General features: G+C 60.5%; 21 protein-coding genes and 1 pseudogene. 4 read left to right on the top strand and 18 right to left on the bottom strand.

What is annotated here, in order from left to right; all coding sequences use genetic code 11:
* From K5E40_RS30085 to K5E40_RS30055, 7 genes and pseudogenes are all read right to left on the bottom strand, one after another.
* A pseudogene (locus tag K5E40_RS30085) lies at positions 1 to 71 on the bottom strand (type VI secretion system tube protein Hcp); the annotation flags it as partial.
* Between the two features lie 311 nt (positions 72 to 382).
* A complete protein-coding gene (locus K5E40_RS30080) occupies positions 383 to 1,768 on the bottom strand; it encodes a VOC family protein (RefSeq protein WP_221733836.1) in 1,386 nt (461 codons plus the stop codon).
* 88 nt (positions 1,769 to 1,856) lie between these two features.
* Positions 1,857 to 3,077, bottom strand: coding sequence for a glycolate oxidase subunit GlcF (gene glcF, locus K5E40_RS30075; RefSeq protein ID WP_221733835.1), 1,221 nt, complete (start codon positions 3,075 to 3,077; stop codon positions 1,857 to 1,859).
* Between the two features lie 2 nt (positions 3,078 to 3,079).
* Positions 3,080 to 4,126 (bottom strand): glycolate oxidase subunit GlcE, encoded by a 1,047-nt coding sequence (gene glcE / locus K5E40_RS30070; protein ID WP_221733834.1) that lies wholly within the window; start codon positions 4,124 to 4,126, stop codon positions 3,080 to 3,082.
* Positions 4,126 to 5,625 (bottom strand): glycolate oxidase subunit GlcD, encoded by a 1,500-nt coding sequence (gene glcD, locus K5E40_RS30065; protein WP_221733833.1) that lies wholly within the window; start codon positions 5,623 to 5,625, stop codon positions 4,126 to 4,128. The genes glcE and glcD overlap by 1 nt, the downstream gene beginning before the upstream one ends.
* A complete protein-coding gene (locus K5E40_RS30060) occupies positions 5,622 to 6,548 on the bottom strand; it encodes an alpha/beta fold hydrolase (protein WP_221733832.1) in 927 nt (308 codons plus the stop codon). Before K5E40_RS30060 ends, glcD begins: the two co-directional genes overlap by 4 nt.
* A 21-nt stretch (positions 6,549 to 6,569) precedes the next feature.
* Positions 6,570 to 8,024, bottom strand: a complete 1,455-nt coding sequence (locus K5E40_RS30055) for an NAD(P)/FAD-dependent oxidoreductase (protein WP_221733831.1) — start codon at positions 8,022 to 8,024, stop codon at positions 6,570 to 6,572.
* A gap of 191 nt (positions 8,025 to 8,215) precedes the next feature.
* Here K5E40_RS30055 and K5E40_RS30050 point away from each other — a divergent pair, with 191 nt between their 5' ends.
* Complete coding sequence (locus tag K5E40_RS30050) at positions 8,216 to 9,289, top strand: diguanylate cyclase (protein WP_221733830.1); 1,074 nt, start codon at positions 8,216 to 8,218, stop codon at positions 9,287 to 9,289.
* A 108-nt stretch (positions 9,290 to 9,397) separates the two neighbouring features.
* On the opposite strand, the gene K5E40_RS30045 is transcribed toward K5E40_RS30050, so the two are convergent.
* The 8 genes from K5E40_RS30045 to K5E40_RS30010 form a co-directional block, all read right to left on the bottom strand.
* The gene (locus K5E40_RS30045; protein WP_221733829.1) at positions 9,398 to 10,267 is read right to left on the bottom strand and encodes an oxaloacetate decarboxylase; all 870 of its coding nucleotides are present in this window, start codon (positions 10,265 to 10,267) and stop codon (positions 9,398 to 9,400) included.
* A gap of 175 nt (positions 10,268 to 10,442) precedes the next feature.
* A complete protein-coding gene (gene astA / locus K5E40_RS30040) occupies positions 10,443 to 11,477 on the bottom strand; it encodes an arginine N-succinyltransferase (protein WP_221733828.1) in 1,035 nt (344 codons plus the stop codon).
* A gap of 61 nt (positions 11,478 to 11,538) precedes the next feature.
* Positions 11,539 to 12,555 carry an arginine N-succinyltransferase gene (locus tag K5E40_RS30035; protein WP_221733827.1) on the bottom strand — a complete coding sequence of 339 codons (1,017 nt, stop codon included), beginning with the start codon at positions 12,553 to 12,555 and terminating at the stop codon, positions 11,539 to 11,541.
* A 118-nt stretch (positions 12,556 to 12,673) separates the two neighbouring features.
* Positions 12,674 to 14,023, bottom strand: coding sequence for an APC family permease (locus K5E40_RS30030; protein ID WP_221733826.1), 1,350 nt, complete (start codon positions 14,021 to 14,023; stop codon positions 12,674 to 12,676).
* A gap of 81 nt (positions 14,024 to 14,104) precedes the next feature.
* The gene (locus tag K5E40_RS30025) at positions 14,105 to 14,857 is read right to left on the bottom strand and encodes an N-formylglutamate amidohydrolase (RefSeq protein ID WP_221733825.1); all 753 of its coding nucleotides are present in this window, start codon (positions 14,855 to 14,857) and stop codon (positions 14,105 to 14,107) included.
* A complete protein-coding gene (locus tag K5E40_RS30020) occupies positions 14,841 to 16,172 on the bottom strand; it encodes a glutamine synthetase family protein (protein WP_221733824.1) in 1,332 nt (443 codons plus the stop codon). Before K5E40_RS30020 ends, K5E40_RS30025 begins: the two co-directional genes overlap by 17 nt.
* Positions 16,169 to 16,813: an isochorismatase family cysteine hydrolase gene (locus K5E40_RS30015; protein WP_221733823.1), complete on the bottom strand. Its 645-nt coding sequence runs from the start codon at positions 16,811 to 16,813 to the stop codon at positions 16,169 to 16,171. Before K5E40_RS30015 ends, K5E40_RS30020 begins: the two co-directional genes overlap by 4 nt.
* Before the next feature lie 2 nt (positions 16,814 to 16,815).
* Positions 16,816 to 17,670, bottom strand: coding sequence for a MurR/RpiR family transcriptional regulator (locus K5E40_RS30010; protein ID WP_221733822.1), 855 nt, complete (start codon positions 17,668 to 17,670; stop codon positions 16,816 to 16,818).
* Positions 17,671 to 17,999: 329 nt separating this feature from the next.
* Between K5E40_RS30010 and K5E40_RS30005 the strand changes: the two genes are divergently transcribed.
* Both K5E40_RS30005 and cobF read left to right on the top strand, forming a co-directional pair.
* On the top strand, positions 18,000 to 18,569 hold the full coding sequence (locus K5E40_RS30005) for a histidine phosphatase family protein (protein WP_221733821.1): 570 nt from the start codon (positions 18,000 to 18,002) through the stop codon (positions 18,567 to 18,569).
* Entirely contained in the window at positions 18,569 to 19,324 is a 756-nt protein-coding gene (gene cobF / locus K5E40_RS30000; protein ID WP_221733820.1) for a precorrin-6A synthase (deacetylating), read from the top strand. Before K5E40_RS30005 ends, cobF begins: the two co-directional genes overlap by 1 nt.
* A 217-nt stretch (positions 19,325 to 19,541) precedes the next feature.
* On the opposite strand, the gene K5E40_RS29995 is transcribed toward cobF, so the two are convergent.
* From K5E40_RS29995 to K5E40_RS29985, 3 genes are read right to left on the bottom strand one after another with little or no spacing between them, the layout of a single operon-like run.
* Entirely contained in the window at positions 19,542 to 20,723 is a 1,182-nt protein-coding gene (locus K5E40_RS29995; protein ID WP_221733819.1) for an acetyl-CoA C-acetyltransferase, read from the bottom strand.
* An 11-nt stretch (positions 20,724 to 20,734) separates the two neighbouring features.
* Positions 20,735 to 21,400 carry a CoA transferase subunit B gene (locus tag K5E40_RS29990; protein WP_221733818.1) on the bottom strand — a complete coding sequence of 222 codons (666 nt, stop codon included), beginning with the start codon at positions 21,398 to 21,400 and terminating at the stop codon, positions 20,735 to 20,737.
* 24 nt (positions 21,401 to 21,424) lie between these two features.
* Positions 21,425 to 22,123, bottom strand: coding sequence for a CoA transferase subunit A (locus tag K5E40_RS29985; RefSeq protein ID WP_221733817.1), 699 nt, complete (start codon positions 22,121 to 22,123; stop codon positions 21,425 to 21,427).
* Between the two features lie 149 nt (positions 22,124 to 22,272).
* Here K5E40_RS29985 and K5E40_RS29980 point away from each other — a divergent pair, with 149 nt between their 5' ends.
* Complete coding sequence (locus K5E40_RS29980) at positions 22,273 to 23,148, top strand: LysR family transcriptional regulator (protein ID WP_221733816.1); 876 nt, start codon at positions 22,273 to 22,275, stop codon at positions 23,146 to 23,148.
* The last annotated feature ends 21 nt before the right edge of the window (positions 23,149 to 23,169 follow it).

The raw sequence follows: 23,169 nt of genomic DNA, 5'->3' as shown, positions 1-23,169 counted from the left end.
GCAGTGAAGGCGCCGGCAGTGATCAGGCCTTGTTTTTCGCCGGTAACCGACATGTACGCTGGTGTTGCCATGGGGTGCTCTCCTTGCGGATAAATTTAAGGTGCCCGGGAGGCGAAATCGCCCGGTGGGTGCCGAAGACATATCAAGTAGCGTGCCAGGTTTTGCGAAGTGCCCGGGAACCGGGGGTGAAGCTGCACCTGGTCGGGTTTTTGACTGTTTTTCGTGCGGATTTGAGGTCTGAAGTGCGCAACTTCTTGCGCAGTACTGCGCAACTTCTTGCGCACTCGTCTGTACAGAACGGATTACGTGGGCTGCAGGGATGTGTCCACACGGTTATCCACATTTGAGTGCGCAAGAAGTTGCGCACAATGGCGTGTGGCCACTATTGGCGAGATTCTAGCGCGACAACGCATTCTTCAATCGAACGTTGCTGGGTTTCGGCATACAACCCCAATTCATCAATCGTCGAGCGTCCCAGTGCCTGCTCGAATGCCTGTCGGTTGGAATGTTCGCCATAGTGGGCCTGCGCTGCATCCCCAAGGTTCGATTGAAAGATCCCCGCCGCACTGACCGGCAGGAAATCTTCGTACACCAGCGGTTCAGCTTTCACATAACCGTCGCGTAACAAATCCTCCAAAGAAGCGGCATTGAGGCTACCCGCCGCCACGCCTTTTTCCGTGGCGAAATAGCGAAAGTACGCCAGGTCCTGTTCGCGCATGCCCTCGACGCTGTCAGGAAATTCGCCAAAGTGTTGAGTCATCAGCGCGTTGTAGCGTACGGCGTTGGCTTCATTGGGGAAGTCGCCGAGTTCGTCGCGGGCGGCATTCAGTAAACGGTCATACAGCGCCCGGCCCTTGGGCGTCAGCGCTGCGCCGCGTTGTTCGATTTCGCCGAAACGGGCGCTGTGGCTGCCGCGGGTTTCACTCTGGTCGGTGAAGGCGATTGGTTCGTCCAACGCTTTGAAACTGGTCTGACGCAGCAAGATCGGGCACTGCCGGCGTGGTGGGCCTTCGATCACCGCTTTTGGGGTGATGCCGTGGGCTGGCATCTGCGCCTGCACGCTGTCGATATCCAGTGTGCGTGGTGTCAGGTGGTTGATGTGCGGGCCTTTGAACGCGACGACGTCAGCGATCAAACGATGCTGGGCGCTGAGCGTCTGGTACTGCGCGGCGGTGACGGTTGCGCTGTGATGCCAGCGAAAGGTCTCCAGTGCCTGTAGGACAAACTCCGCGGCGTCTGCCTCATTCAGTCCTCCGGCCGTCTCAGCCTGTGCGATCAAACGCAATGCCGCCTCAGTAAAGATTGAACGCTTGGCCAGCACCGACTCGGCAAAGGCGCGCAGTTCAGGATCGTCAATCAATTCCAGGCGCAACAACGAGGTAAACACGCGAAATGGACTGATTTGGAGCGCCTCTTCATGCACCGCACGAAACGCGGTGGAATGCACCGGTACGCCCGCCGGCGTCAGGTCGTAATAACCCACTGGTTGCATGCCCATCACGGCGAACAGGCGGGCGAGGGTGGCCAGTTCAGTCGCGGTGCCGACGCGGATCGCGCCATGGCGCTCCATGTCCAGCCGTTCGATTTCACCCGTGCTGTTGAGCTGTCGGGCGATGTCTGGCTGACGTGCGAGCACATCGCGGTTGGTCTGCTCCACCAGTGCCATCAGCGCGCCGTACAGCGGCACTTCTTCGCGGTACATGTCGGACATCGCTTTGGAGAAGCGTTGGCGAATCAGGTCGGGGCTGACGAAAGGCTGCACGGTCATGAAAAAAATTCCTGCCACGGTCACGTAATGGATGGAGGAAAAGATCGCAGCCTTCGCCTGCGCGGGCAAACGAAGAATCCTACGGACTTCATTCTGCCAACGACTGATCCACCAGTTCGACCCAGTGCAAAACCTGTGTGCGTCCAGCACTGGCCAGGTGACTCTGGCAACCGATGTTTGAAGTGACGATCAGTTGCGGGCGGCCGCTTTCCAGCGCGTTGAGGCGGTTATCACGCAGTTGCCGGGCCAGCACTGGTTGCGTCAGCGAGTAGGTGCCTGCCGAACCGCAGCACAAATGCCCGTCCGGCACGGCCGTGAGGTTGAAACCCAAACGCGTCAGCACGGCTTCCACCGCGCCGCCGAGTTTCAGTGCGTGTTGCAACGTACACGGGCAATGCACGGCGATCCGTCGTTCGCTGGCGGCACAGACCTGCTCCAGCGGTTCTCGCGCAAGCACTTGCACCAGATCCAAGGTCAGCTCGCTGATCCGCCGTGCCTTGTCGGCATAGCGCGGATCGTCCCTGAGCAAATGCCCGTAATCCTTGATGAACGCGCCGCAACCGCTGGTGGTCTGCACAATGGCTTCAGCGCCGTTTTGCAGATGCGGCCACCACGCGTCGATGTTTTGCCGGGCGCGGTCGAGGCCCTTGGCCTGGGCGTCGAGGTGATAGTCCAGCGCGCCGCAGCAGCCGGCTTCGGCCACCGAGGTGATGCTGATCCCGAGTCGATCCAGCACCCGCGCCGTTGCGTCATTGGTATTGGGCGACAAACCTGGTTGCACGCAGCCTTCCAGCAGCAAAACCCGGCGCGCATGCCGTGGGGACGGGCGCACACCCGAACTCGGCAGGTGCTGCGGCAGTTTGCTGTCAAACATGCGCGGCAACAGCGGTCGGAATGTCGTGCCCACTCGCAACAAACCTTTAAACAAACCGGGATTCGGCGTGAGCGCCCGCAACCCTTCACGCAGCAAGCGTTGCGCCACCGGGCGCGGCACCGCCTGATCGACCACTGCCCGGCCGATGTCGAGCAAATTGTGATAGTCGACGCCGGACGGGCAGGTGGTTTCGCAGTTGCGGCACGACAGGCAGCGATCCAGATGCAGTTGTGTCTGCGCAGTCGCCGGGGCGCCCTCAAGCACTTGCTTGATCAGGTAGATACGCCCACGCGGGCCATCGAGCTCATCGCCGAGCAATTGATAAGTCGGGCACGTCGCGTTGCAAAAACCGCAATGCACGCAGGTGCGCAGGATTTTTTCCGCCTCAGCGGCGCGGGGCAGTTGGCGGGATTGCTCGCTGAGGGTGGTTTGCATGGCTAGAACTCTGCGTACATTCGACCGGGGTTGAACAGCCCTTGCGGGTCGAGTTGCGTTTTGAGTTGCCGGTGATAGCGCAGCAGTGTCGGCGCCAAGGGCTGAAACGGCGTGTCGTGGCCGTGGGTGAAGCAAGTGGCGTGGCCGCCAAGCTCTTCGGCGAGGGCGTGAATGCCTTCGTTGGCAGATTTGAGCCAGCGTTGCGCGCCGGCCCAGTCGAGCAGTTGCTTGCCGGACAAGTCCAGTGGCCCGAGATTGTTCGGCAATGACAGGCGCCATAACGGCAGGCCTTCGTCGAAAAACGGCAAACGGTGCTCGTTCAAATCGCGCCAGAACTCCGAGTCCATCGGCTCACCGCCCAAGCGTTGATGCGCCGCCGTTACCGAACCTTCGCCACCCTCAAGGCGCAGGTACAGACTGTCGCCATCGTGACACGCCGCGCTGATGGGCAGCGGTTGCTGGCCCCATTCGGCTAGATTGGCCAAGGCGCGAGCGCAGTCGATATCGAAGCGGATGCTCAGGCATTGCCGAGGTTTGGGCAGGACTTTCAGCGAGACTTCAGTCAGCACGCCGAGGCAGCCGAAACTGCCGGTCATCAGCCGCGACAGGTCATAACCGGCGACGTTTTTCATCACTTCACCGCCAAAACGCAGGTGCTGGCCGAGCCCGGTGATCACCCGAGTGCCGAGGACGAAATCGCGCACCGAGCCCGACCATGGCCGCCGGGGCCCGGACAGGCCTGTGGCGATCATGCCGCCGACCGTGGCGCTTTCAGCAAACGCCGGCGGCTCGCACGGTAACATTTGCCCGGCAGCGTCCAGCGTCGCGAGCAGTTCGGTTAATGGCGTGCCGGCACGAACCGTGATCACCAGGTCGGTCGGTTCATAGTGAACAATGCCGCGATGCTCACGGGTGTCGAGTACCTCGCCGGTCACCTCGCGCCCCAGAAACGCTTTGCTGTTGCCGCCCTGGATTTTCAGTGGCGTGGCACTGTTCCGCGCCTCGTTGACCTGATCGAGCAGGGCGCTGGCGGCATCGAATTCGGCCATCAGAAACGCTCCAGCTCTGGGAATGGCAGTTGCCCGGCATGAATGTGCATGGCGCCGAATTCGGCGCAGCGGTGCAGGGTCGGAATGTTTTTGCCGGGGTTGAGCAAGCCTTGCGGGTCGAACGCGGCTTTTACGGCGTGGAACAGGCTCAGTTCAGCACTGTTGAACTGCGCGCACATCTGATTGATCTTCTCGCGGCCGACCCCGTGTTCGCCGGTGATGCTGCCGCCCACCTGCACGCACAATTCGAGGATCTTGCCGCCCAAGGCCTCGGCGCGGTGCAGCTCGCCGGGCTGATTGGCGTCGAACAGGATCAGCGGGTGCATGTTGCCGTCGCCGGCATGGAACACGTTGGCCACACGCAAACCATATTCGGCGCCGAGGCGGGCGATGCCTTGCAGCACACCGGGCAGTTCGCGGCGCGGGATGGTGCCGTCCATGCAGTAATAATCCGGCGACAATCGGCCAATGGCCGGGAACGCGTTCTTGCGTCCGGCCCAGAAGCGCACGCGCTCGGCTTCGTCGCGTGCCAGGCGCACTTCGGTGGCGCCGGCCTGGCTCATGACCTCACGCACGCGCAGGCAATCGTCGTGGACATCGGCTTCGACGCCGTCGAGTTCACACAACAGAATGGCCTCGGCGTCGACCGGGTAACCGGCGTGGATGAAGTCTTCGGCGGCACGGATGGCGAGGTTGTCCATCATCTCCAGACCGCCGGGAATGATCCCCGCCGCGATGATGTCGGCCACCGCCCGGCCAGCCTTTTCCACGGAATCGAAACTGGCCAGCAGCACTTTCGCCACTTGAGGTTTTGGCAGCAGTTTGACCGTGACTTCGGTGATGATCCCCAGCAAACCTTCGGAGCCGGTGAACAGCGCGAGCAGGTCGAAACCCGCTGCATCGAGGGCGTCAGAGCCCAGGGTCAGGCGTTCGCCCTCGATGGTCAGGACTTCGATTTTCAGCACGTTGTGTAAGGTCAAACCGTACTTGAGGCAGTGCACGCCCCCGGCGTTTTCGGCAACATTGCCGCCAATCGAGCAGGCGATTTGCGACGATGGGTCCGGCGCGTAATACAACCCGAACGGTGCGCCAGCCTGGGAGATCGCCAGATTGCGCACGCCCGGTTGGACTCGTGCGGTGCGCGCGGCCGGGTCGATGTGCAGGATGTTGTTGAAGCGCGCCATCACCAGCAACAGCCCTTTTGCCAGTGGCAAGGCCCCGCCGGACAAACCGGTGCCAGCGCCACGGGCAACCACGGGGACGTTTTGTTGATGGCAGAGTTTGAGCAGCGCCTGCACCTGATCAAGACGATGGGGCAGGGCAACCAGCATGGGCGTGGTGCGGTAAGCCGACAAACCATCGCATTCGTAAGGCTTGAGCTCTTCATCGCGCCACAGAACGTCGAGATCCGGGATAGCTTGCTGCAAGGCCTTGAGCAATTGAGCTTTGTTCACCTCAGGCAACGGGCCGTCGAGGCGCTCGTCGTAGAGGATGTTCATCGCTGATTTCCCAAGAACTCCCGGTACAACCGTGCAGTATTCCCCGGCTGCTCGACCATCGGCATGTGCCCCACGTTATCCCACACGTCCACCCGCAAATTGGCGATGCCCTTGCTCCAGACCGGCACGCTGCTGACGTCGATCAAGCGATCCTTGCGCCCCCACAGCAGCAGGGCGGGACATTTGATGTCGGCCAGTTTCGGCTCCATCGGCGGGCTGGCGCGGAAGTCGCGGAAGATCTCTTCCAGTTCATCGCGTTGCTGCTCGTAGCGCTGGGCGATGGCATCCAGCACCAGGTTCGGCACCCACGGCGGCGAAGCCATGGTCATGGCATAAAACTGGCGGAATTCTTCCCGGGAGTTGATCAAAAACGGGTTATGCCCTCGGGCCAGATGACGCTCCATGTCGCTGGCCTCCGGTGCCGTCACACCGGCCGGGTCGATCAGCGCCACCGAGGCAATGCGATCCGGATACGTCGCCGCCAGCCACGCAGCAATGTAGCCACCCATTGAATTGCCGATCACATGGACCTTCTCCACGCCGCAGACGTCGAGCAACTGGATCATGCGTTTGGCCTGCAGCGCAATGTCGTAACCGCCACCTGCCTTGAAGCCGGTTTCACCGTGGCCGGCCAGGTCCGGAATGATCACCCGATACTGACGCACAAAATGCCGTGAGAAGCGCAGCCACAGGTTCTTGTCGCCACTGTAGCCGTGCAGCATCAGGATCGCGCTGGCGGCCTCATACGGCCCGCCCTGCCAGGTCGACACCGTCATCTCGGCAATCGGCACTTCAATCTTGTGCAGCTTGTACCACTTGGCCTCGATGGCCATGTTCAAGTCATACAGCCAATGACCGACCGCCGGATAACTCAACCAGCTCCAGGCCACGAAAACCGCGAGGGCGACAAACAGCAAAAGCATCGACGTCTTCCTTTTACGTGTTCAGGACAGAATGTGATCGGCTGGTTTCAGCGTCCGGGTCAACCGGTAATAGCTGAAACTGAAGCCGGGAAACATCGCGATCACATGACCGCTCTTGCTTTGATACCAACTGTGGCAGCCGCCGGACTTCCAGACCGTGCGCTCCATCTCCCGGTGGATCATCTCAGTGTAGGTACGTTCCGCTTCGGGGCGCACTTCGATGCTGCGCAAACCATTGGCTTGCACGGTGCGGATGCAGTCGAGGATGTAGTTCATCTGCGACTCGATAATAAACAGCGCCGAAGTGTGACCGATGCCCGTGTTGGGGCCGGTGACGATAAACAGATTGGGGAAGTCCGGCAGGCAGGTGCCGAGGTAGGCGCGGGGATACTCGGCCCAGACATCGCTGAGTTGCACGGCGTTTTTTCCGCTGACCGGGTAGGAAATAACGCCATCGGTGGCGTCGTAACCGGTCGACCAGACAATCAGGTCGACATCAAGGTGCTGACCGTCCTGAGTGTTGATCCCGGTTTCATTGATGGAGGCGATACCTTGCTCACGGGTGTGCAGCGTGACGTTGGGTCGGGTCAGTGCCGGGTAGTAGGTGCTCGAAACCAGTACCCGCTTGCAGCCGATGGTGAAGTCGGGAGTGAGTTTTTCTTGCAGCGCTGGGTCCGGCACTTGGCGTTTTAGAAAGCGCAGCGCTTGCTTTTGCACCAGGTGAATCGCCGGTTTCGAGTATTTGAAGGCGATGACCCGGGTTTCGAACTGCCAGTAGATCAGCCAGCGCAGGAGCATGTAGGCCGGTTTCAAACCCAGTAGCCAACGCTGAACCGGCCCGAAGACGCGATCAGCGCGAGGCAACACCCAGTGCGGCGTGCGCTGGAACACATGCAGTTGCTCGACGTGCGCCGCAATGGCCGGAATCACCTGCGCCGCGCTGGCACCGCTGCCGACGATGGCCACGCGTTTACCGCGATAGTCGTAGCTGTGATCCCAATGGTTTGTATGAAACGTCTTGCCTTGAAAGCGCTCCTGCCCGGGGAAGTGCGGGATCACCGGTTGGCTCAATGGCCCAGTGGCATTGATCAGGAACCGCGCGTAGAACGTGCCCTTGGTGCCGGTGTGGACCGCCCAGTGCTTTTCAGTGTCGTCCCATTCGATGCGTTCGACATTGGCTTGCAGTTCCACCCGTTCGCGCAGGCCGAACTCGTCGATCACATGCTCGGTGTAGCGGTGCAACTCCTGCTGTTCTGCGAACATCTGCGACCAGCGGTACGGTGCGAACGACAGTGAATACAGCGGCGACGGCACGTCCACCGCCGCGCCAGGGTAGGTGTTCTGGCACCAGGTGCCGCCGAAGAAGTCGCGCCGTTCCAGCAGGCGAAAATCGTCGATCCCGGCCTTGAGCAGATTGACCGCCGCGCACTGGCCACCAAAACCGCTGCCGATGATCAACACTTGGTAGGTCTGCATGGGCCTCCTTCTTATAGTTGTTTTTCCGTTTTCCTCCTTTCATGTATAGCCAAATATTTGCTTTGTGGGAGCGGGTTTGTGTGCAGGGCCGAGCCCGCTGGCCGGCGATAGCTATTTAACGTTGCCCTGATAGACTCCAGACACATCTGTCTGACGGTGCGCCAAGGTTCTTTTAAACGGACGAGGCCCTTATGAGAAACACCGGGGGAAAGGGACTTTCATTGGCCAGGAGGCTTTATACGTCGCGAACCCTCGGTCTGGTGCTGGGGTTGTTGTGCGTGAGCACGGCGATGTACCCGCTCGATCCTGCGTTGTGGGTGTGGGGGCTGATGTTGATCAATGGCCTGATTTGGCCGCACCTGGCTTTCCAGTGGGCGCGCCGGGCTAAAGTGCCTTACCACGCCGAACACCGAAACCTGTTGATCGACGCGTTTCTCGGCGGTTTTTGGGTTGCCGCCATGCAGTTCAATCCACTGCCCAGTGCCACGACCATTTCGATGATGGCGATGAACAACGTCGCCATCGGCGGTGTGCGTTTTTTGCTGGCCGGCACTGCGGCGCAGATTCTCGGTGTGTGTGTCGGTCTGGTGGTGTTTGCCCCGGCGTTCATGCCTCAGACCTCGCCGTTGCAACTGTATGCCTGCCTGCCGTTGCTGATGCTGTATCCGTTGGCGCTGGGCTTGATCTGCTTTCGTCAGGCCTACACGCTGGGCCTGCATAAACGTGAATTGCTGGCCCTGAGCCGCACCGACAGCCTCACCGGATTGCTCAATCACGGCGCGTGGAAGGATCAACTGGAGATCGCCTTTCAGCGCTGCAAACGGCAGCAGCAGGGCGCGGCGATCGCGCTGATCGACATTGACCATTTCAAGGCGATCAACGACACCTACGGCCATGTGGCCGGCGACATCGTGCTGCGCCAGTTGAGCAAAATGCTCAAGCAAAACCTGCGCGTGACCGACATTGCAGGGCGTTACGGGGGCGATGAATTCTGCGTGATCCTCCCGGAGTTGCCACTGTTCAACGCCGCCCAGGCCATGGAAGCGTTGCGTGAGCGCTTCGCGACGCTGGGTTACGAGCAGAATCCGGCGTTGAAGGTCAGTTTGAGTATTGGCCTGGCGGCGTACGAACCGGCCCATGCCGATGCGACGCGCTGGCTCAATGATGCCGATCAGGCGTTGTACGAGGCCAAGGCAGGCGGGCGGAATCGGGTGATCTGCAACTGCGACAACCTGCCCAAGCACCCGTTGCTCGACTCGGTCTGACTGCCTCTGTGTCGCATCCGCGATCGAGTGAATTCTGACGCGGGCGATGCAGCGGGAGGTGGCGTACAAGACGCCGGTTTAGCGGCTGACGTCAGTCCGGCCACCGCGTTACTCCTTGACGCTCATGTATTCCTTCGCCCAGAGAATGTATTCCTCCGGCTGGGTATAGGTGTGCGTCAGTTCGGTCGCGCTCAAGTCCGAAGCCTGGGTAAAGATCTGCCGCTGTTCGCGCAGGCTGTCGTAGGTGGCCTTGATGGCCGCGAAGTAAGCGCCATGGCCATCGATGGTCACACGCACGCCCAGTTCGGCCAGACGCTTGTCGTCACGCAGCGCCGGGTTGCCGTAGGTGACCAGCATCAGCGGCACGGTCAGGTGCTCGGCGATTTGTTCCAACTGATCGAAATCCTGCACCCCGACCATGCAGATGCCATCGGCGCCTGCGGCCTGATACTGACGGGTGCGGCTGATGATTTCCTGGTTCGGCAGGATGCCGGCGTTGGTGCGGGCGATGATGGCCATTTCCGAATCGACCCGGGCTTCGAGTGCGGCGCGGATCTTGCCGACGCCTTCGGCGACCGTGATCAGGTCGGTGGATTTGCGCCCGAATTGCGCGGGCAGCAAGGTGTCTTCGATGGTCAGGGCGGCGACGCCGGCGCGTTCCAATTCGACGATGGTGCGCATCACGTTGAGGGCGTTGCCGTAGCCGTGGTCGGCGTCGGCGATGACCGGCAATTGGGCGACGCGGCCAATGCGGGTGGCCTGTTCGGCAAACTCGCTGAGGGTGATCAGGGCAAAGTCCGGGGCGCCGAGCACCTGCAACGAGGCCACTGAACCACCGAGAATCCCCACTTCAAAACCCAGGTCAGCGGCGATGCGGGCCGACATCGGGTCGAACACCGAAGCCGTGTGGTAGCAGGTGTCTGATGCCAGCAACTGACGGAAATTACGGCGCAAATCTTGATGAGAAAGCCTGGTCATACGAGTTCCACCAATACAAAGGAATGGAAAGGCTTGAACAAAGGTGTCAACGCCGAAGGATGAAAAGGCTATCACGCGAATGGGTCAAGGATCATGACGAATTTGCGAGGCTGGGGTTAAACATGCGCCTTTGGCTGAAAGGATTCATCTTTGGCAGGAGATTTCCATGACCGGTTCAAGCCGCCACGGCATGCCGCTGTCGGTTTGGCAGCATCACTGCCCGTACCGAGTTGCCTGGTTGCAGTTGCAGGCGTTTGGCCGTGAGGCGGTCGATCACCAGGCTGCTGCCGACGCAACGGGCGCGGGCGACGGTGATGCGGCAGTTTTCCAGGCGACGGTTGTGGATCAGCCACAGCGGCGCCTGTTCGTCGGGGCTGCCAAGGCTCAGGGTCAGCTCAAGGCTGTCGCGCACCGTGCGGATGCTGCGGATCGGTGCTTCGATCACCGGGCCACCATCGAAAATGTCGATATAGCCTTTGTGCGCAAAACCTTCGGCCTGAAGGATTTTCAGCGCCGGCTCGGTATTGGGATGCGCCTGACCGATAGCGGCCTGGGCCTGCTCAGTGAGCAGGCAGGTGTACAACGGCTGGCGTGGCATCAGCTCGGCGATGAACGATTTGTTGCCCAGCCCCGACAGGTGATCGGCGTGGCTGAAGTCCATCTGGAAGAAATGCCGGCCCAGGCTGTCCCAGAACGGTGAACAGCCCAGTTCATCGGCGCTGCCGCGCAGTTCGGCGATCATCTTCTCGCCAAACAGATGCGGAAATTCGGCGACGAACAGCAAGCGCCCCAGCGACAACAGCCGACCGTTACTGCCATGGCGCTGATCATGTCGCAGGAACAGCGAGCACAGTTCCGATTGGCCGGTCAGTTCGTTGTTCAGGAACAGCGTGGGAATCTGCCGTTGAATGCCCAGATCCGGCGCCGAACTTACCGTCAAACCGACCCGATAGTTGTACCAGGGCTCGCGCAGGCCGACCGCTCCGGCCATTGCGCTGACACCGACCACGCGCTGGTCATCGTCTTCTAGCACAAACAGGTAGTCGGCATCGGCACGTTCCACCTGTTCGGCGAATGCACGGTGCGCCCAACGCACGCGGTGGGCCAGGCGATCTTCGTTGACCGGCAGGGTGGTGAACCCCGGGCCGGCCTGTTGTACCAGCGCCATCAAGGCGGGCAGGTCGCTGACTTTAACCGGGCGGACAATCATGCTGTAACTCCTTCTGCGCGCCTGCTCGGGCACTGTCGTTGGGTGCGGAACCAGGCGCGGTTCACAAGGCAATCAGCCGAATGAGGCTGCCATCGGTCACATTCAGCGCCGCACACATTGCAGGGGTGAGAGACAGCGGTTGATCGGGTTGGTAATCGAGTTCGGCGACGATGCACCGAAAGCCGTGCAGCGCATCGTTGCTCAGCAGATAACGGCCACGCGCATCGATTTGCGACTGTTGCCGCACGTGTACCGTCTGGCTGCGGGCGATCGAGCGGATATTCGCTGCGCGCGCATACAGGGTCGGGCCGGCGTCGAACAGATCGATATAGCTGTTGGTTTCAAAGCCTTCACGCTCAAGAATGTCGAAGGCTTCCTGACCGTCCGGGTGGATGCGGCCAATGCAGTCTTGTGCGGCCTGCGGCAGCATCGGCACGTAGATCGGGTATTGCGGCATCAGTTCAGCCAGGAACGTACGGCTCTGCAATCCGCACAGACGCTCAGCTTCGGTATAGGGCAGGTCAAAGAAGTGCTTGCCCAGCGCGTCCCAGAAGGGCGAATGGCCGTTTTCATCGCTGTAGCCGACGATTTCAGTAATCACTGCTTCGGCGAACCGTTGCGTATGAGCGGCGATGAACAGCAGGCGCGCCCGCGAGAGCAATTCGGAAAACGGCGTACCCACCAGCGCAGCGTTGATGTGGAAACCGCGCAGCAGCGTGTGGTCGTTCAGGTCGTGGCACAACGAAAGCGCCGGCACGCCGTGTTCGATGTTCAGTTCTCGCGAGGCGCTGGTGAAATGGCGATTGCGCAGGCTGTAGAACGGTTCGTCGAAACCGGCAGTGGCGAGGATTTCGGAGCAACCCAGCAGTTGTTGGCTGTCGAGGTCTTCCAGCACGAAGAAGTAGTTCTCCGGGCCATGGGCGGTGGCGTCTGCAGCAAACGAAGCGCAGGAGCCGGCGATTTTTTCACGCAAACGGTCACTGTCGTCCGGCAGGGACGTCACGCCCACCAAACTGTCGCGGGCCAATTGTTGTAGCTGGGGCAGATCAGTCTGCGCGACTGGGCGTAAGGCCAGCATGGATGTACTCCTGTATCAAAAGGTTCGGCGAATTCACCGAACCTGACTATCACTGTCGGTTTCCACGCGTTAAATCGGCGTGCGCCTGATTTGTTGTCAGACGCTGCTCTTTTTCTTGTCAGCCGTTGCTTGGGTCCGGCAGCGCGGTGCTAGCCCCGAGTTTGTTGAGGAAGAACAGGTAAACCAGGCCCAGAGCGATCCAGATCAGGCCGAGTTTCTGTGCATCGACGCCCATGTTGTACATGATGGCCGCGACGATGATGAAGCCGATCACCGGGCAGATCAGATGGCGCACGACCTGACCGGACTTTTGCCGACGCCAGTAGTAGTTGATCACGGTCAGGTGCAGCAGCATGAAACCGCTGAGCGCGCCGAAGTTGACCAGCGACGTCAGGGTGTCGACCGAGTTGATGAACAGGTAGCAGATCACCAGCGACAGCACCGCCACCAGATAAATGCTCAAGTACGGCGTGTTGTGTTTGGGGTGGACCTTGGCCAGCACTTTCGGCAGTTTGCCGTCACGGGCCATGCCGAACAGCAGGCGCGACACCGCCGCTTGCGAGGTGATTGCCACCGCTACACCCCAAGCCAGGGCGGTCGCGACACCGGTCAGGGTGGCGAGCCAACTGCCAGCGGCGATTTCGGCGATTTCATAGAACGCAGTGTCGGCGGACGTGAAGCCCATGCCGGCGGCCAGGTCAGTGGCAATCCAGGTTTGTGCGACGAAAATCACGCCCATCACCACCAGTGTGATCAGTGCCGCTTTGCCGACACTGCGACCCGGATCACCCTTGATTTCTTCGGCTAGGGTCGAGATCGCGTCGAAGCCCAGGAATGACAGCACCGCAATCGACACCGCTTGCATCAGCAGGGCGAAGTTGAAAGTCTCGGCGTTGTACAACGGCGCCAACGTCAGTTCGCCGTTACCGCCACCGTTGTGCAGGGCCGTCCAGGCATAGAAGAGGAAGATGCCCAGAACGACCAGTTGGGCCAGCAGGAAGATGATGTTCATCCGTGCGGTGAAGGTGATGCCGCGCAGGTTGACGAACGTCGCACTGACCAGGAAGGCCAGAATGAAACCGACTTTCGGAATATCCGGGTACAAATGGTTGAGTGCCATCGCCGCGTAGACGTAGAGCAGCGGCGGAATCAGCAGGTAGTCGAGCAGCATCAGCCAGCCGGCGATGAAGCCGACATGTTGATTCAAGCCGCGTTGCGCGTAGGAATAAACGGATCCGGCAATCGGAAAGGCTCGGGCCATGCTGCCGTAGCTCAACGCGGTAAACAGCATCGCCACCATGCCGATGATGTAGGCCAGCGGCACCATCCCGGGCGCCTCGGCGTTGACGTAGCCATACACGCCAAACGGGGCGATGGGGATCATGAAGATCATCCCGTACACCACCAGGTCTGTAAGTGTCAGGCTACGTTTCAACTCTTGTTTGTAGCCGAATTCTTCAATTTCCATGAAGCGCAACTCCTTGTCAGCCAGTCGGTCATTTTTTAGTTGTTCTATCGGTCCATCATTTACAGCGTCAGCAGTGTTTCTTTACAGCAATGGTGCGAGGTATCCGGCCCAGCGCGATACGGCCTCGGGGCTGTGCAGCAAGTCGTTGCGCACCTCGATGAGCACTGAATCCAAGCCCCGAGCATCGCCGTGTACCGGCACGGTCATGTCGCCCAGCGGGTCAATTCTGTACGGCTGATTGCCGGCCACGTTCAACGGGTGTTGGTCCAGACCGTCGAGCAGACGCTGGGCATATGCCTTGGCCTGACCGAACAGCACGCCGACTTCCATGGGGCGCGGCTGGCCGTAATACACCGGCGTGAAACTGTGAATCCCCACCACCCGTACCGGTTGGCCCTGCGCAATCCGCTCGTCAATCAACATTTGCAAGCGCGTGTGGAACGGTTTGAACAGTGTTTGGCGCCGGTATTCGCGGGTGGCTTCGTCCAGCTCGCGGTTACCCGGCACCTGATAAATCTCACTTTGCGCCGGAATGCTGTCCGGGGCGTGCCGTGGCCGATTCAGGTCGATCAACAGACGTGAATAGTTGGCGCTCAACAGCGTTGCACCGAGTGTTTGCGACAACTGCTCGGCGAGTTGCAATGCGCCGATGTCCCAGGCGATGTGTTCACGCGCGGCGATATCGTCCAGGCCGAGGTTGTTCAGGGCCGCGGGGATGTAATGGCTGGCGTGCTCGCACACCAGAATCACCGGATGCGTCGAGTCGGCGCGGCTCAGGTTGTAGACCGGTCGGGTATACAACCCAAGCTCGGCGGGCTCAGTACAGGCGTGCATAGTGCTCACACAGGTCAGCGGGCGAGAGCTGTTCCGTCAGCGCCAGTTCCTCGGTTTTAAGGGCGTGATACGTGTCGAGCAACGGCTTGGGCAGCCATTCATTGAAGGCTGCACTGTCGCGCAGGCAATCCAGCGCCTGGGCCAGCGAGGCGGGCAGGGCAACGATACCCCGGGCCTTGCGTTGCTCGTCGTTGAGTGAATCGGGAATTTCATCGGTGATCGCGTTCAGCGCCAGACGCTGTTCGATCCCCAACCGGCCGGCGATCAGCAGCGCGGCCATGGCCAGGTGCGGCGAGGCGGTGGCGTCCATTGCACGGAATTCGAGGTTGAACTGTGTGGCCACGGATTTGCCGCCCAGTGTCACGGTCGGGCAGATGCGCAGCGCCGCTTCACGGTTCTGTTGGCCCAAGCACGCGTAGGACGCACTCCAGTGGTGCGGCTGCAAGCGCTCATACGACACCGGGGTTGGCGCGGTGAACGCACACAGCGCCGGCAAATAATGCAGAACTCCCGCCGCCCAATGCTGGCCGAGGGTCGACAAGCCGTTGCTGGTGCCAGCGTCGTAGAGCATCGGCTGACCGGCCAAGTCGAGCAGGCTGACGTGCAGGTGCACGCCGTTGCATACCGCGTCCGCCGAGGTCTTCGGTGCGAAACTCAGGTCCAGGCCCATCTGTCGGGCGATCTCGCGGGTGATTTCGCGCACGTTCACCGCACGATCCGCGGCGGCGACACCCAAGGTCGGGCGACAGGTGATTTCGTATTGGTGCTTGCCGTATTCGGGCAGGAACATTTCCGGTTCGACGCCACCGGCGCGCAAGGCGCTGAGCAGCCAGCCGCCGAATTCGGCGCCCTGACGCTGGGCTTCGAGGGAAAACGCCAGATGTTCGGCAAAACCGGCGTGCAGATTGAACTCGTGTTCAAACGCGGCGTTGACCTGCAAACCCAACTGATCGCGATAACGTTCCACCTCATCACGCAGCAGCGTACGCGGGCAGGCCCCCCATGGACGGCCATCGGTTTCGCGGATGTCGCCGTGAATGAAATCCAGCGCCGGAGCGTCGGCATCCGGGCCGTTGCCGACAATGACGCGGCTGGCCAGATCCGGGATCAAACGCAGGTCGCCATAGGCGCCCCATGGATTGGTCGAGGCGATGATGTCCTGAGGCGTCAAGGCGCTGTTGGCGGGCACCCAGCCACAACCGGCGGCCTGGTAGAGTTCAAGTTCGTCGGTGGGGAACGAGCGGCCACGGGTGATGCCGATCAGGTCGGTGGTGACGATAGTGGTCATTGGCAGCGGTGTCAGGCGTGCGCTCATGGCTGCATCTCCTGCAACCGAGCGAGCACGGTGTCGGTGTCGGTGATCCAGCAATAACCCTTGATCGCGTTCAGACAGGCGTGATGGCGCTCGGCGCTGTAAGTGGCGCAGGCGTCTTCGACCAGGGTCACCAGATAGCCTCGGTCGGCGGCATCGCGCACCGCCATGTCGACGCACTGGTCGGTAACGATGCCGGCGACGATCAGATGGCGGGTTTGCAGATTGCGCAGCACATAGTCGATGTTGGTCGAGTTGAAGACCCCGGAAGAGGTTTTCGGCAGGACGATTTCGTTTTCCACCGGGGTCAGGTCATCAATGATCCGCGCCTGTGAGCTGCCCTTGGGCAGGTGCATGTCCGAGAGCTTATGGTCAAGCGAGCGGTCGCGGCCATCGGCGGTCAGGCTTTCAATAAGGGTGTGCAGTACGTTCTGCCGCGTCTGACGAAAGGCACTGAGCAACCGGCGTTGATTGGGCACCACCTGCATGTGGGTGCGGGTCAGGAAGTACTCGGCGTCCGGGCCGTTCAGGTGCGGGTCGAACTGCGGTTCGAGCCAGGCACGCTGCATGTCCACCAGCAGCAACGCGGTGTGGTCGGTGACAAATGGCAAGTCCCGCGGCGAGCGGTGGGGAAGGCTGAACATCCTTATTTATCCTCCAGCAGGTGGGTGTTGAAGTCGTTGCGCAGGGCGTCGATGCCTTCCAGGCGATCGGCCAGATTCTCACTGCGCAGGGTCAGACAGACAATCAGCGCTTCTACCTGAGCCAGTGCCGGCACCATGGTGTCGAACGGCGAGGCCGACTCCACCGGGGCGCTGATGATCAGGTCGGCGAGTTCGCGCAGCGGCGAGGCGTAGATGTCGGTGAACAGCACCACTCGAGCGTTATTGTTTTTTGCTGCGCTAGCGACGCGCAGGGCTTGTGTCTGGTAGCGGCGATAGTCGAACACCAGGACGACGTCCTGGCGCTGCAGATCGAACAGGCGATCGGGCAGTTGCGCATTGTCTTCCAAGGCAAAGCAACCGGGGCGCAGCAGGCGCAAGTGATTGAGCAGGTAGTTCGCCATCAGGCTGCTGAAGCGCCCGCCAAAGCAGTACACCTGATGTCGGGCGTCGAGCAGCCAGTCCGTGAGAATGCGCACATCTTCGGGTTGAGTCAGCGATTGGGTTTCGACCAGTAGACGATGGCTGTCGCTCAGGTAGTGGCTCCAGGCGTCATCCTTGTTCTGGTGCGCGCGCGGTTGCAACAGGGTGCGCGGCGAGCGCAGGCGGTGGTCCATGTCGCTGAGCAGCGCATCCTGGAATTGGGCATAACCGCCGAAGCCGAGTTTCTTTACCAGGCGCACAATGGTCGGGTCGCTGACACCGGCATGTTCGGCCAGTCGTGCCATCGGCCCCAGGCCGTTGCGCGGGTACTGATCAAGCAAGGCGCGAACGACTTTGCGCTCCGACGGCGTAAGATCGAGGTCGGGGTCGGTGATCAGGTCTCTGAGAGGGGGCATCCTGGCTCCTGCTGGATGAGGGTGTCGAATTCGCTTCACAATTCGCTAAAACAGTATTTATGTAATTTACGCTACATGTCTAGTGAATTTTTTATCGTGTTGAAACGGCCCCAAAACAGGGCGAGATGCCCGTGTAACAAGGGCTACACGGAAGTCGACGTGCCTTGTAGTCCATTGCCCGTGGAGGTGTCAGATATTGCCGCTTTCCCAATGTCGGCGGGTATCGCGGTATTTCATCGTGCAGCCCTGGAGCCCTTTATTTACGGCACAATTGCCAACACTTCGGCATTAGACCGTTGATTTCATGGTGCTCGACAGAGGAGTTCATTGTGCAGACCACCCGTTTGACACTGATTTGCCACGCGCGAACCGTCGCACAGAAATTGGCGCGTTTTCCTACGAATGAGCCTGTTGAAAATATCCGGCCAGCGTCTGATGCGTTGGCCTCACGTTTCAGTTCCGCCCGGCGTTTGATCTGCGGCCCTGAATTGCGCACCCGCCAGACGGCGGCGTGGTTCGGCGCGGATGCGCAAGTTGACGAGGTGTTGCGTGACTGTGACTGGGGGCGCTGGCACGGCCAGTCGATCAAGGACCTGCAACTTAAACAGGAACAAGCGCTGTACGCCTGGCTCCAAGACCCACACGCCACGCCCCACGGCGGTGAGTCGGTTGCGCATCTGTGTGAACGGGTGGCGGCATGGCTGGTCAGTTTGCAAACCACGCCGGGACACGTCGTGGCGGTCACCCATCCGTTTATCATCCGCGCCGCGTTGATCCAGATGATGCGCGGCTCGGCCTTTCATTACATCGATGTCGAGCCACTGTCAGTGGTCGAACTGCGCTTCACCGAGCGCTGGCGCCTGCGTCTGCCCAGTCTTGATGACGGAGGCGCTATCTGATGAAGCGACTGCTGGTCATCGGCATTGGCGCTGGCAACCCGGACTACATCACGATGCAAGCGGTGAAGGCGCTGAATCGGGTGGATGTGTTTTTTTTGATGGATAAAGGCCAGAGCAAGGACAAATTGATCGATCTGCGCCGCGAGATCTGCGAGCGCTACATCACGGGTCCCGCCTACCGCTTCGCCCAAGTCCCCAGCCCGGAGCGTGAGCGTGGCAACGTGGACTACGCCACCAGCATCGATGATCTGAACCAGGCGAAGCAGCAAACCTTTGCACGACTGATCAATGAAGAGCTGATTGATGGCCAGTGTGGCGGTTTTCTGGTGTGGGGCGATCCCGCTTTGTACGACAGCACCGTTCGTATCCTGCGGGCGCTTCTGGCGTCGGGTGCCTGTGAGTTCGAGTTCGAAGTGATTCCCGGCATCACCAGCGTTCAGGCGTTGGCGGCGCAGCACAAAGTGCCGTTGAACACGATTGGTCGCTCGGTTGAAATCACCACGGGCCGGCGTTTGGCGGCAGGGCAGGTGAGTGATGCGGACAGTCTGGTGGTCATGCTTGATGCCGAAGATGCCTACCACCGGGTAGCCGATCCGCAGACCGAGATTTACTGGGGGGCTTACCTGGGGACGCCGGATGAAATTCTCATCAGCGGCAAACTCGGGGAGGTGGCGGATCAAATCGAGCAGGTGCGCAAGGCGGCGCGGGCTGAGCATGGGTGGATTATGGATACGTATTTGCTGCGCAAGCCTTAGAGCTTTGCTGGCGGGGCTGACCCCTTATAGCTCGCGAATGCGGTGTGTCAGTCACCGGAGATGTTGGCTGGCCGGACGCTTTCTCGAGCAAGCCCGCTCCCACAGGGGGATGGTGGTGGGTACGAGATTTGGGGCTGTTCTCGATCCAGGGTGGGAGGGTTATACGTAGGGGACAGCGAGCGGATGTCGTGGATCCGCCCGCTGTCTGTATTGCTCTTTATGCGCGTTGCAGCGCCAGGGCGACGCCTTGGCCGCCTCCGATGCACAGGGTCGCCAGACCCTTTTTCGCATCACGCTTGATCATTTCGTGCAGCAAGGTCACCAGCACGCGGCAACCCGATGCGCCGATCGGGTGACCCAAAGCGATGGCGCCGCCGTTGACGTTGACCTTGTCCAGATCCCATTGCAGATCCTTGGCCACCGCCAGCGATTGTGCGGCGAACGCTTCGTTGGCTTCGATCAGATCCAGTTGCTCAATCGACCAGCCCGCCTTGTCCAGGCAGCGGCGGGTGGCTGAGACCGGGCCGATGCCCATGATCGCCGGGTCAACACCGGCGTTGGCGTAAGCGGCGATGGTCGCCAGCACGGGCAGGCCCAGCGCTTTGGCTTTTTCGGCGCTCATCAGGATCACGGCGGCAGCGCCGTCGTTGAGCGATGAAGCATTGCCGGCGGTGACGCTGCCGTCCTTTTTGAATGCCGGGCGCAGTTTCGCCAGGGATTGGGCAGTGGTTTCGCCGCGTGGCTGTTCATCAACCTTGAACGCGACCGGATCGCCCTTGCGCTGCGGAATCAGGATCGGGGTGATTTCATCAACGAAGCGCCCAGCCTCGATGGCTGCGGCTGCTTTTTGCTGCGAGGCGGCCGCGAAGGCGTCCTGCTGTTCGCGGCTGATGTCGTATTTGTCGACCAGATTCTCGGCAGTGATGCCCATGTGGTAATCGTTGAACGCATCCCACAGGCCATCGCTGATCATGGTGTCGACGATTTGCGCATGACCCATGCGCAGACCGGTGCGTGCGCCCGGCATCACGTAGTTGGACAGGCTCATGTTCTCCTGGCCACCGGCAATGATCACGTCAGCGTCGCCGCAACGGATCGCCTGTGCGCCCAGGTGCAGGGCCTTGAGGCCTGAACCGCAGACCTTGTTCAGGGTCATGGCTGGCACGGCGTGAGGCAAGCCAGCCTTGATTGCCGCTTGACGCGCCGGGTTTTGGCCGGCGCCGGCCGTCAGCACCTGGCCCATGATCACTTCATCGACCTGCGCACCGTCCAGTCCGGTCTGTTCGAGCAACTGGCGGATCACCGCCGCGCCCAGATCAACCGCGCTAACGCTGGCCAGGGAGCCCTGGAAACTGCCGATCGCGGTACGCGTGGCGGCAACAATTACGACGTCTTGCATTTTCGAATTCCTCACTGGGCAGCGAACTGCATTTCCGGTACGTGGTCAGGCACGATCAGTTTTCCGGCGGTTTTGGCGACGATCTCTTCGACGCTGACGCCCGGCGCACGCTCTTTGAGAATGAACGCACCGTTCTCGATTTCGAGATAGGCAAGATCGGTCAGCACCCGCTTGATGCACCCAGCACCGGTGAGTGGCAGGCTGCACTTGGATAAGAGTTTGGACTCACCGTCCTTGGAGGCGTGAGTCATGATGACGATGATGTTGTCTGCGCCAGCCACCAGATCCATGGCGCCGCCCATGCCCTTGACCAGTTTGCCGGGAATCATCCACGAGGCGATGTTGCCTTCAACGTCCACTTCGAACGCACCCAGAACGGTCAGATCGACATGACCGCCGCGGATCATCGCAAAGGATTCGGCGGAGGAGAAGATCGACGCGCCGATACGTGCGGTCACGGTTTGTTTGCCGGCGTTGATCATGTCGGCGTCGATGGTTTCTTCAGTCGGAAAAGGTCCCATGCCGAGCAGGCCGTTTTCCGATTGCAGCATGACTTCCATGCCTTCAGGGATGTAGTTGGCGACCAGGGTCGGAATGCCGATGCCAAGGTTCACGTAGTAGCCGTCCTGCATTTCGCGGGCGACGCGCTGAGCCATTTGTTCGCGGGAAAGTGCCATGTTTTTATTCTCCGTCAGCCTGAATTATTTGCGGATGGTGCGCTGTTCGATGCGTTTTTCGAACGTGCCGCAAATGACCCGGTCGACGTAGATGCCCGGGGTGTGGATATGGGCGGGGTCCAGTTCGCCGGGTTCGACGATTTCTTCGACTTCGACCACGGTGATCTTGCCGGCAGTGGCGGCCAGCGGGTTGAAGTTCTGCGCGGTGTGACGATAGATGACGTTACCGAAATGGTCGGCTTTCCAGCCTTTGACGATGGCGAAGTCGCCGGTGATGGACTCTTCCATCAGGTACTTGCGACCGTTGAATTCACGCACTTCCTTGCCTTCGGCGACCGGGGTGCCGACGCCCGTGGCGGTGAAGAAGGCCGGAATGCCAGCGCCGCCTGCGCGCATTTTTTCGGCGAGAGTGCCTTGCGGGGTCAGGGTGACTTCGATTTCGCCTTTGAGCAGTTGCTCTTCGAACAGCTTGTTTTCGCCGACGTAGGAGGCGACGACTTTGCTGATCTGGCGGTCGGTCAGCAGTACGCCGAGACCAAAGCCATCGACGCCGCAGTTGTTGGACACGACGGTGAGGTCGCGGGTGCCTTTGCGCTTGATCTCGGCGATCAGGTTTTCCGGAATGCCACACAGACCAAAGCCGCCGGCGATGACGGTCATACCGTCTTCAAGCCCGGCCAGAGCTTCCTCGTAGGAACTCACGCGCTTGTCGAAACCTGCCATATGCACCTCTTTTATTATTTGCGGGCGGCTGGCTAGCCGAATGACTGGAGTGTCTCGCTGAAGGATATATTTGTTAAGTTGATTTTTAAGGTTGATTGATTGATAAAGATCAATAATCCATTGGATTCTGATACGGAAGCATAGCGTTCATGACCATCAAGCAGATCCGCGCCTTCCTCGCCGTGGCCCAAAGCCTGAGTTTTGCCGTCGCCTGCGAGCGGTTGCACCTGTCGCAATCGGCGCTGAGCCTGACCATCAAAGCCTTGGAAGAGGGGCTCGGTGGGCGTCTGTTCAGCCGCAACACCCGCAATGTGGCGCTGACGGCGGAGGGTGAATCCTTGCTGCCGCTGGCTCGGCGCCTGATTGCCGACTGGGACAACGCCGAAGACGAAATGCGCCAACGCTTCAGCCTGCAACGCGGGCGAGTCACGCTGGCGGCGATGCCGTCGTTTGCCGGAAATCTGCTGCCGCCGATCCTCAAGACCTTTCGGGCGCGGTATCCGAACGTCAGCGTCACGGTCAACGACGTGATCAACGAGCAAGTATTGGAAATGGTCCGCGACCGGCAAGTGGAGTTGGGCGTGGCGTTCGAACCGATGCAGAACACCTCGATGACATTTACACCGCTCTATATGGATCGGTTTGTGGCGGTGGTCTCGCAGGAGTCACCGCTGGCCGTACACACCGAGATTGACTGGCAGACCTTGTTGCTGGAGCCGTTCATTACCTTGCAGCGACCGTCGACCGTGCGGGTGATGCTCGAAGAGCATTTGCAGGCTCGCGGCATGAAGCTACCGGTGGAATTCGAAAGCCATCAACTGTCGACGGTCGGGCGGATGGTTGCCAGTGGCTTGGGAGTCAGTGCAGTGCCGGCGTTGTGTGCCGAGCAGATGCAGGAACTGGGTGCCCGGTGCCTGACGTTGAATGATTCTGTGGAACGGGCGATTGGCGTGTTGACTGAACCGGGTCATGAACTGTCGGCGGCGGCGCAGGCGTTGTTCGATATTTTGAGGGAAAAATACTGACCCTGTGGAAGCGGGCTGTGC

The sequence above is a fragment of the Pseudomonas baetica genome (genome assembly GCF_019733355.1).
GTDB lineage: Bacteria > Pseudomonadota > Gammaproteobacteria > Pseudomonadales > Pseudomonadaceae > Aquipseudomonas > Aquipseudomonas baetica_A.
Note: the sequence above shows the minus strand (reverse complement) of the source record. Positions and strands in the feature narration are given on the sequence as shown.

Coding starts and splice junctions, on each gene's coding strand:
- K5E40_RS30080 (WP_221733836.1), bottom strand. CDS start 1,768: ATGACCGTGCAGCCTTTCGTCAGCCCCGACCTGATTCGCCAACGCTTC.
- glcF (WP_221733835.1), bottom strand. CDS start 3,077: ATGCAAACCACCCTCAGCGAGCAATCCCGCCAACTGCCCCGCGCCGCT.
- glcE (WP_221733834.1), bottom strand. CDS start 4,126: ATGGCCGAATTCGATGCCGCCAGCGCCCTGCTCGATCAGGTCAACGAG.
- glcD (WP_221733833.1), bottom strand. CDS start 5,625: ATGAACATCCTCTACGACGAGCGCCTCGACGGCCCGTTGCCTGAGGTG.
- K5E40_RS30060 (WP_221733832.1), bottom strand. CDS start 6,548: ATGCTTTTGCTGTTTGTCGCCCTCGCGGTTTTCGTGGCCTGGAGCTGG.
- K5E40_RS30055 (WP_221733831.1), bottom strand. CDS start 8,024: ATGCAGACCTACCAAGTGTTGATCATCGGCAGCGGTTTTGGTGGCCAG.
- K5E40_RS30050 (WP_221733830.1), top strand. CDS start 8,216: ATGAGAAACACCGGGGGAAAGGGACTTTCATTGGCCAGGAGGCTTTAT.
- K5E40_RS30045 (WP_221733829.1), bottom strand. CDS start 10,267: ATGACCAGGCTTTCTCATCAAGATTTGCGCCGTAATTTCCGTCAGTTG.
- astA (WP_221733828.1), bottom strand. CDS start 11,477: ATGATTGTCCGCCCGGTTAAAGTCAGCGACCTGCCCGCCTTGATGGCG.
- K5E40_RS30035 (WP_221733827.1), bottom strand. CDS start 12,555: ATGCTGGCCTTACGCCCAGTCGCGCAGACTGATCTGCCCCAGCTACAA.
- K5E40_RS30030 (WP_221733826.1), bottom strand. CDS start 14,023: ATGGAAATTGAAGAATTCGGCTACAAACAAGAGTTGAAACGTAGCCTG.
- K5E40_RS30025 (WP_221733825.1), bottom strand. CDS start 14,857: ATGCACGCCTGTACTGAGCCCGCCGAGCTTGGGTTGTATACCCGACCG.
- K5E40_RS30020 (WP_221733824.1), bottom strand. CDS start 16,172: ATGAGCGCACGCCTGACACCGCTGCCAATGACCACTATCGTCACCACC.
- K5E40_RS30015 (WP_221733823.1), bottom strand. CDS start 16,813: ATGTTCAGCCTTCCCCACCGCTCGCCGCGGGACTTGCCATTTGTCACC.
- K5E40_RS30010 (WP_221733822.1), bottom strand. CDS start 17,670: ATGCCCCCTCTCAGAGACCTGATCACCGACCCCGACCTCGATCTTACG.
- cobF (WP_221733820.1), top strand. CDS start 18,569: ATGAAGCGACTGCTGGTCATCGGCATTGGCGCTGGCAACCCGGACTAC.
- K5E40_RS29995 (WP_221733819.1), bottom strand. CDS start 20,723: ATGCAAGACGTCGTAATTGTTGCCGCCACGCGTACCGCGATCGGCAGT.
- K5E40_RS29990 (WP_221733818.1), bottom strand. CDS start 21,400: ATGGCACTTTCCCGCGAACAAATGGCTCAGCGCGTCGCCCGCGAAATG.
- K5E40_RS29985 (WP_221733817.1), bottom strand. CDS start 22,123: ATGGCAGGTTTCGACAAGCGCGTGAGTTCCTACGAGGAAGCTCTGGCC.
- K5E40_RS29980 (WP_221733816.1), top strand. CDS start 22,273: ATGACCATCAAGCAGATCCGCGCCTTCCTCGCCGTGGCCCAAAGCCTG.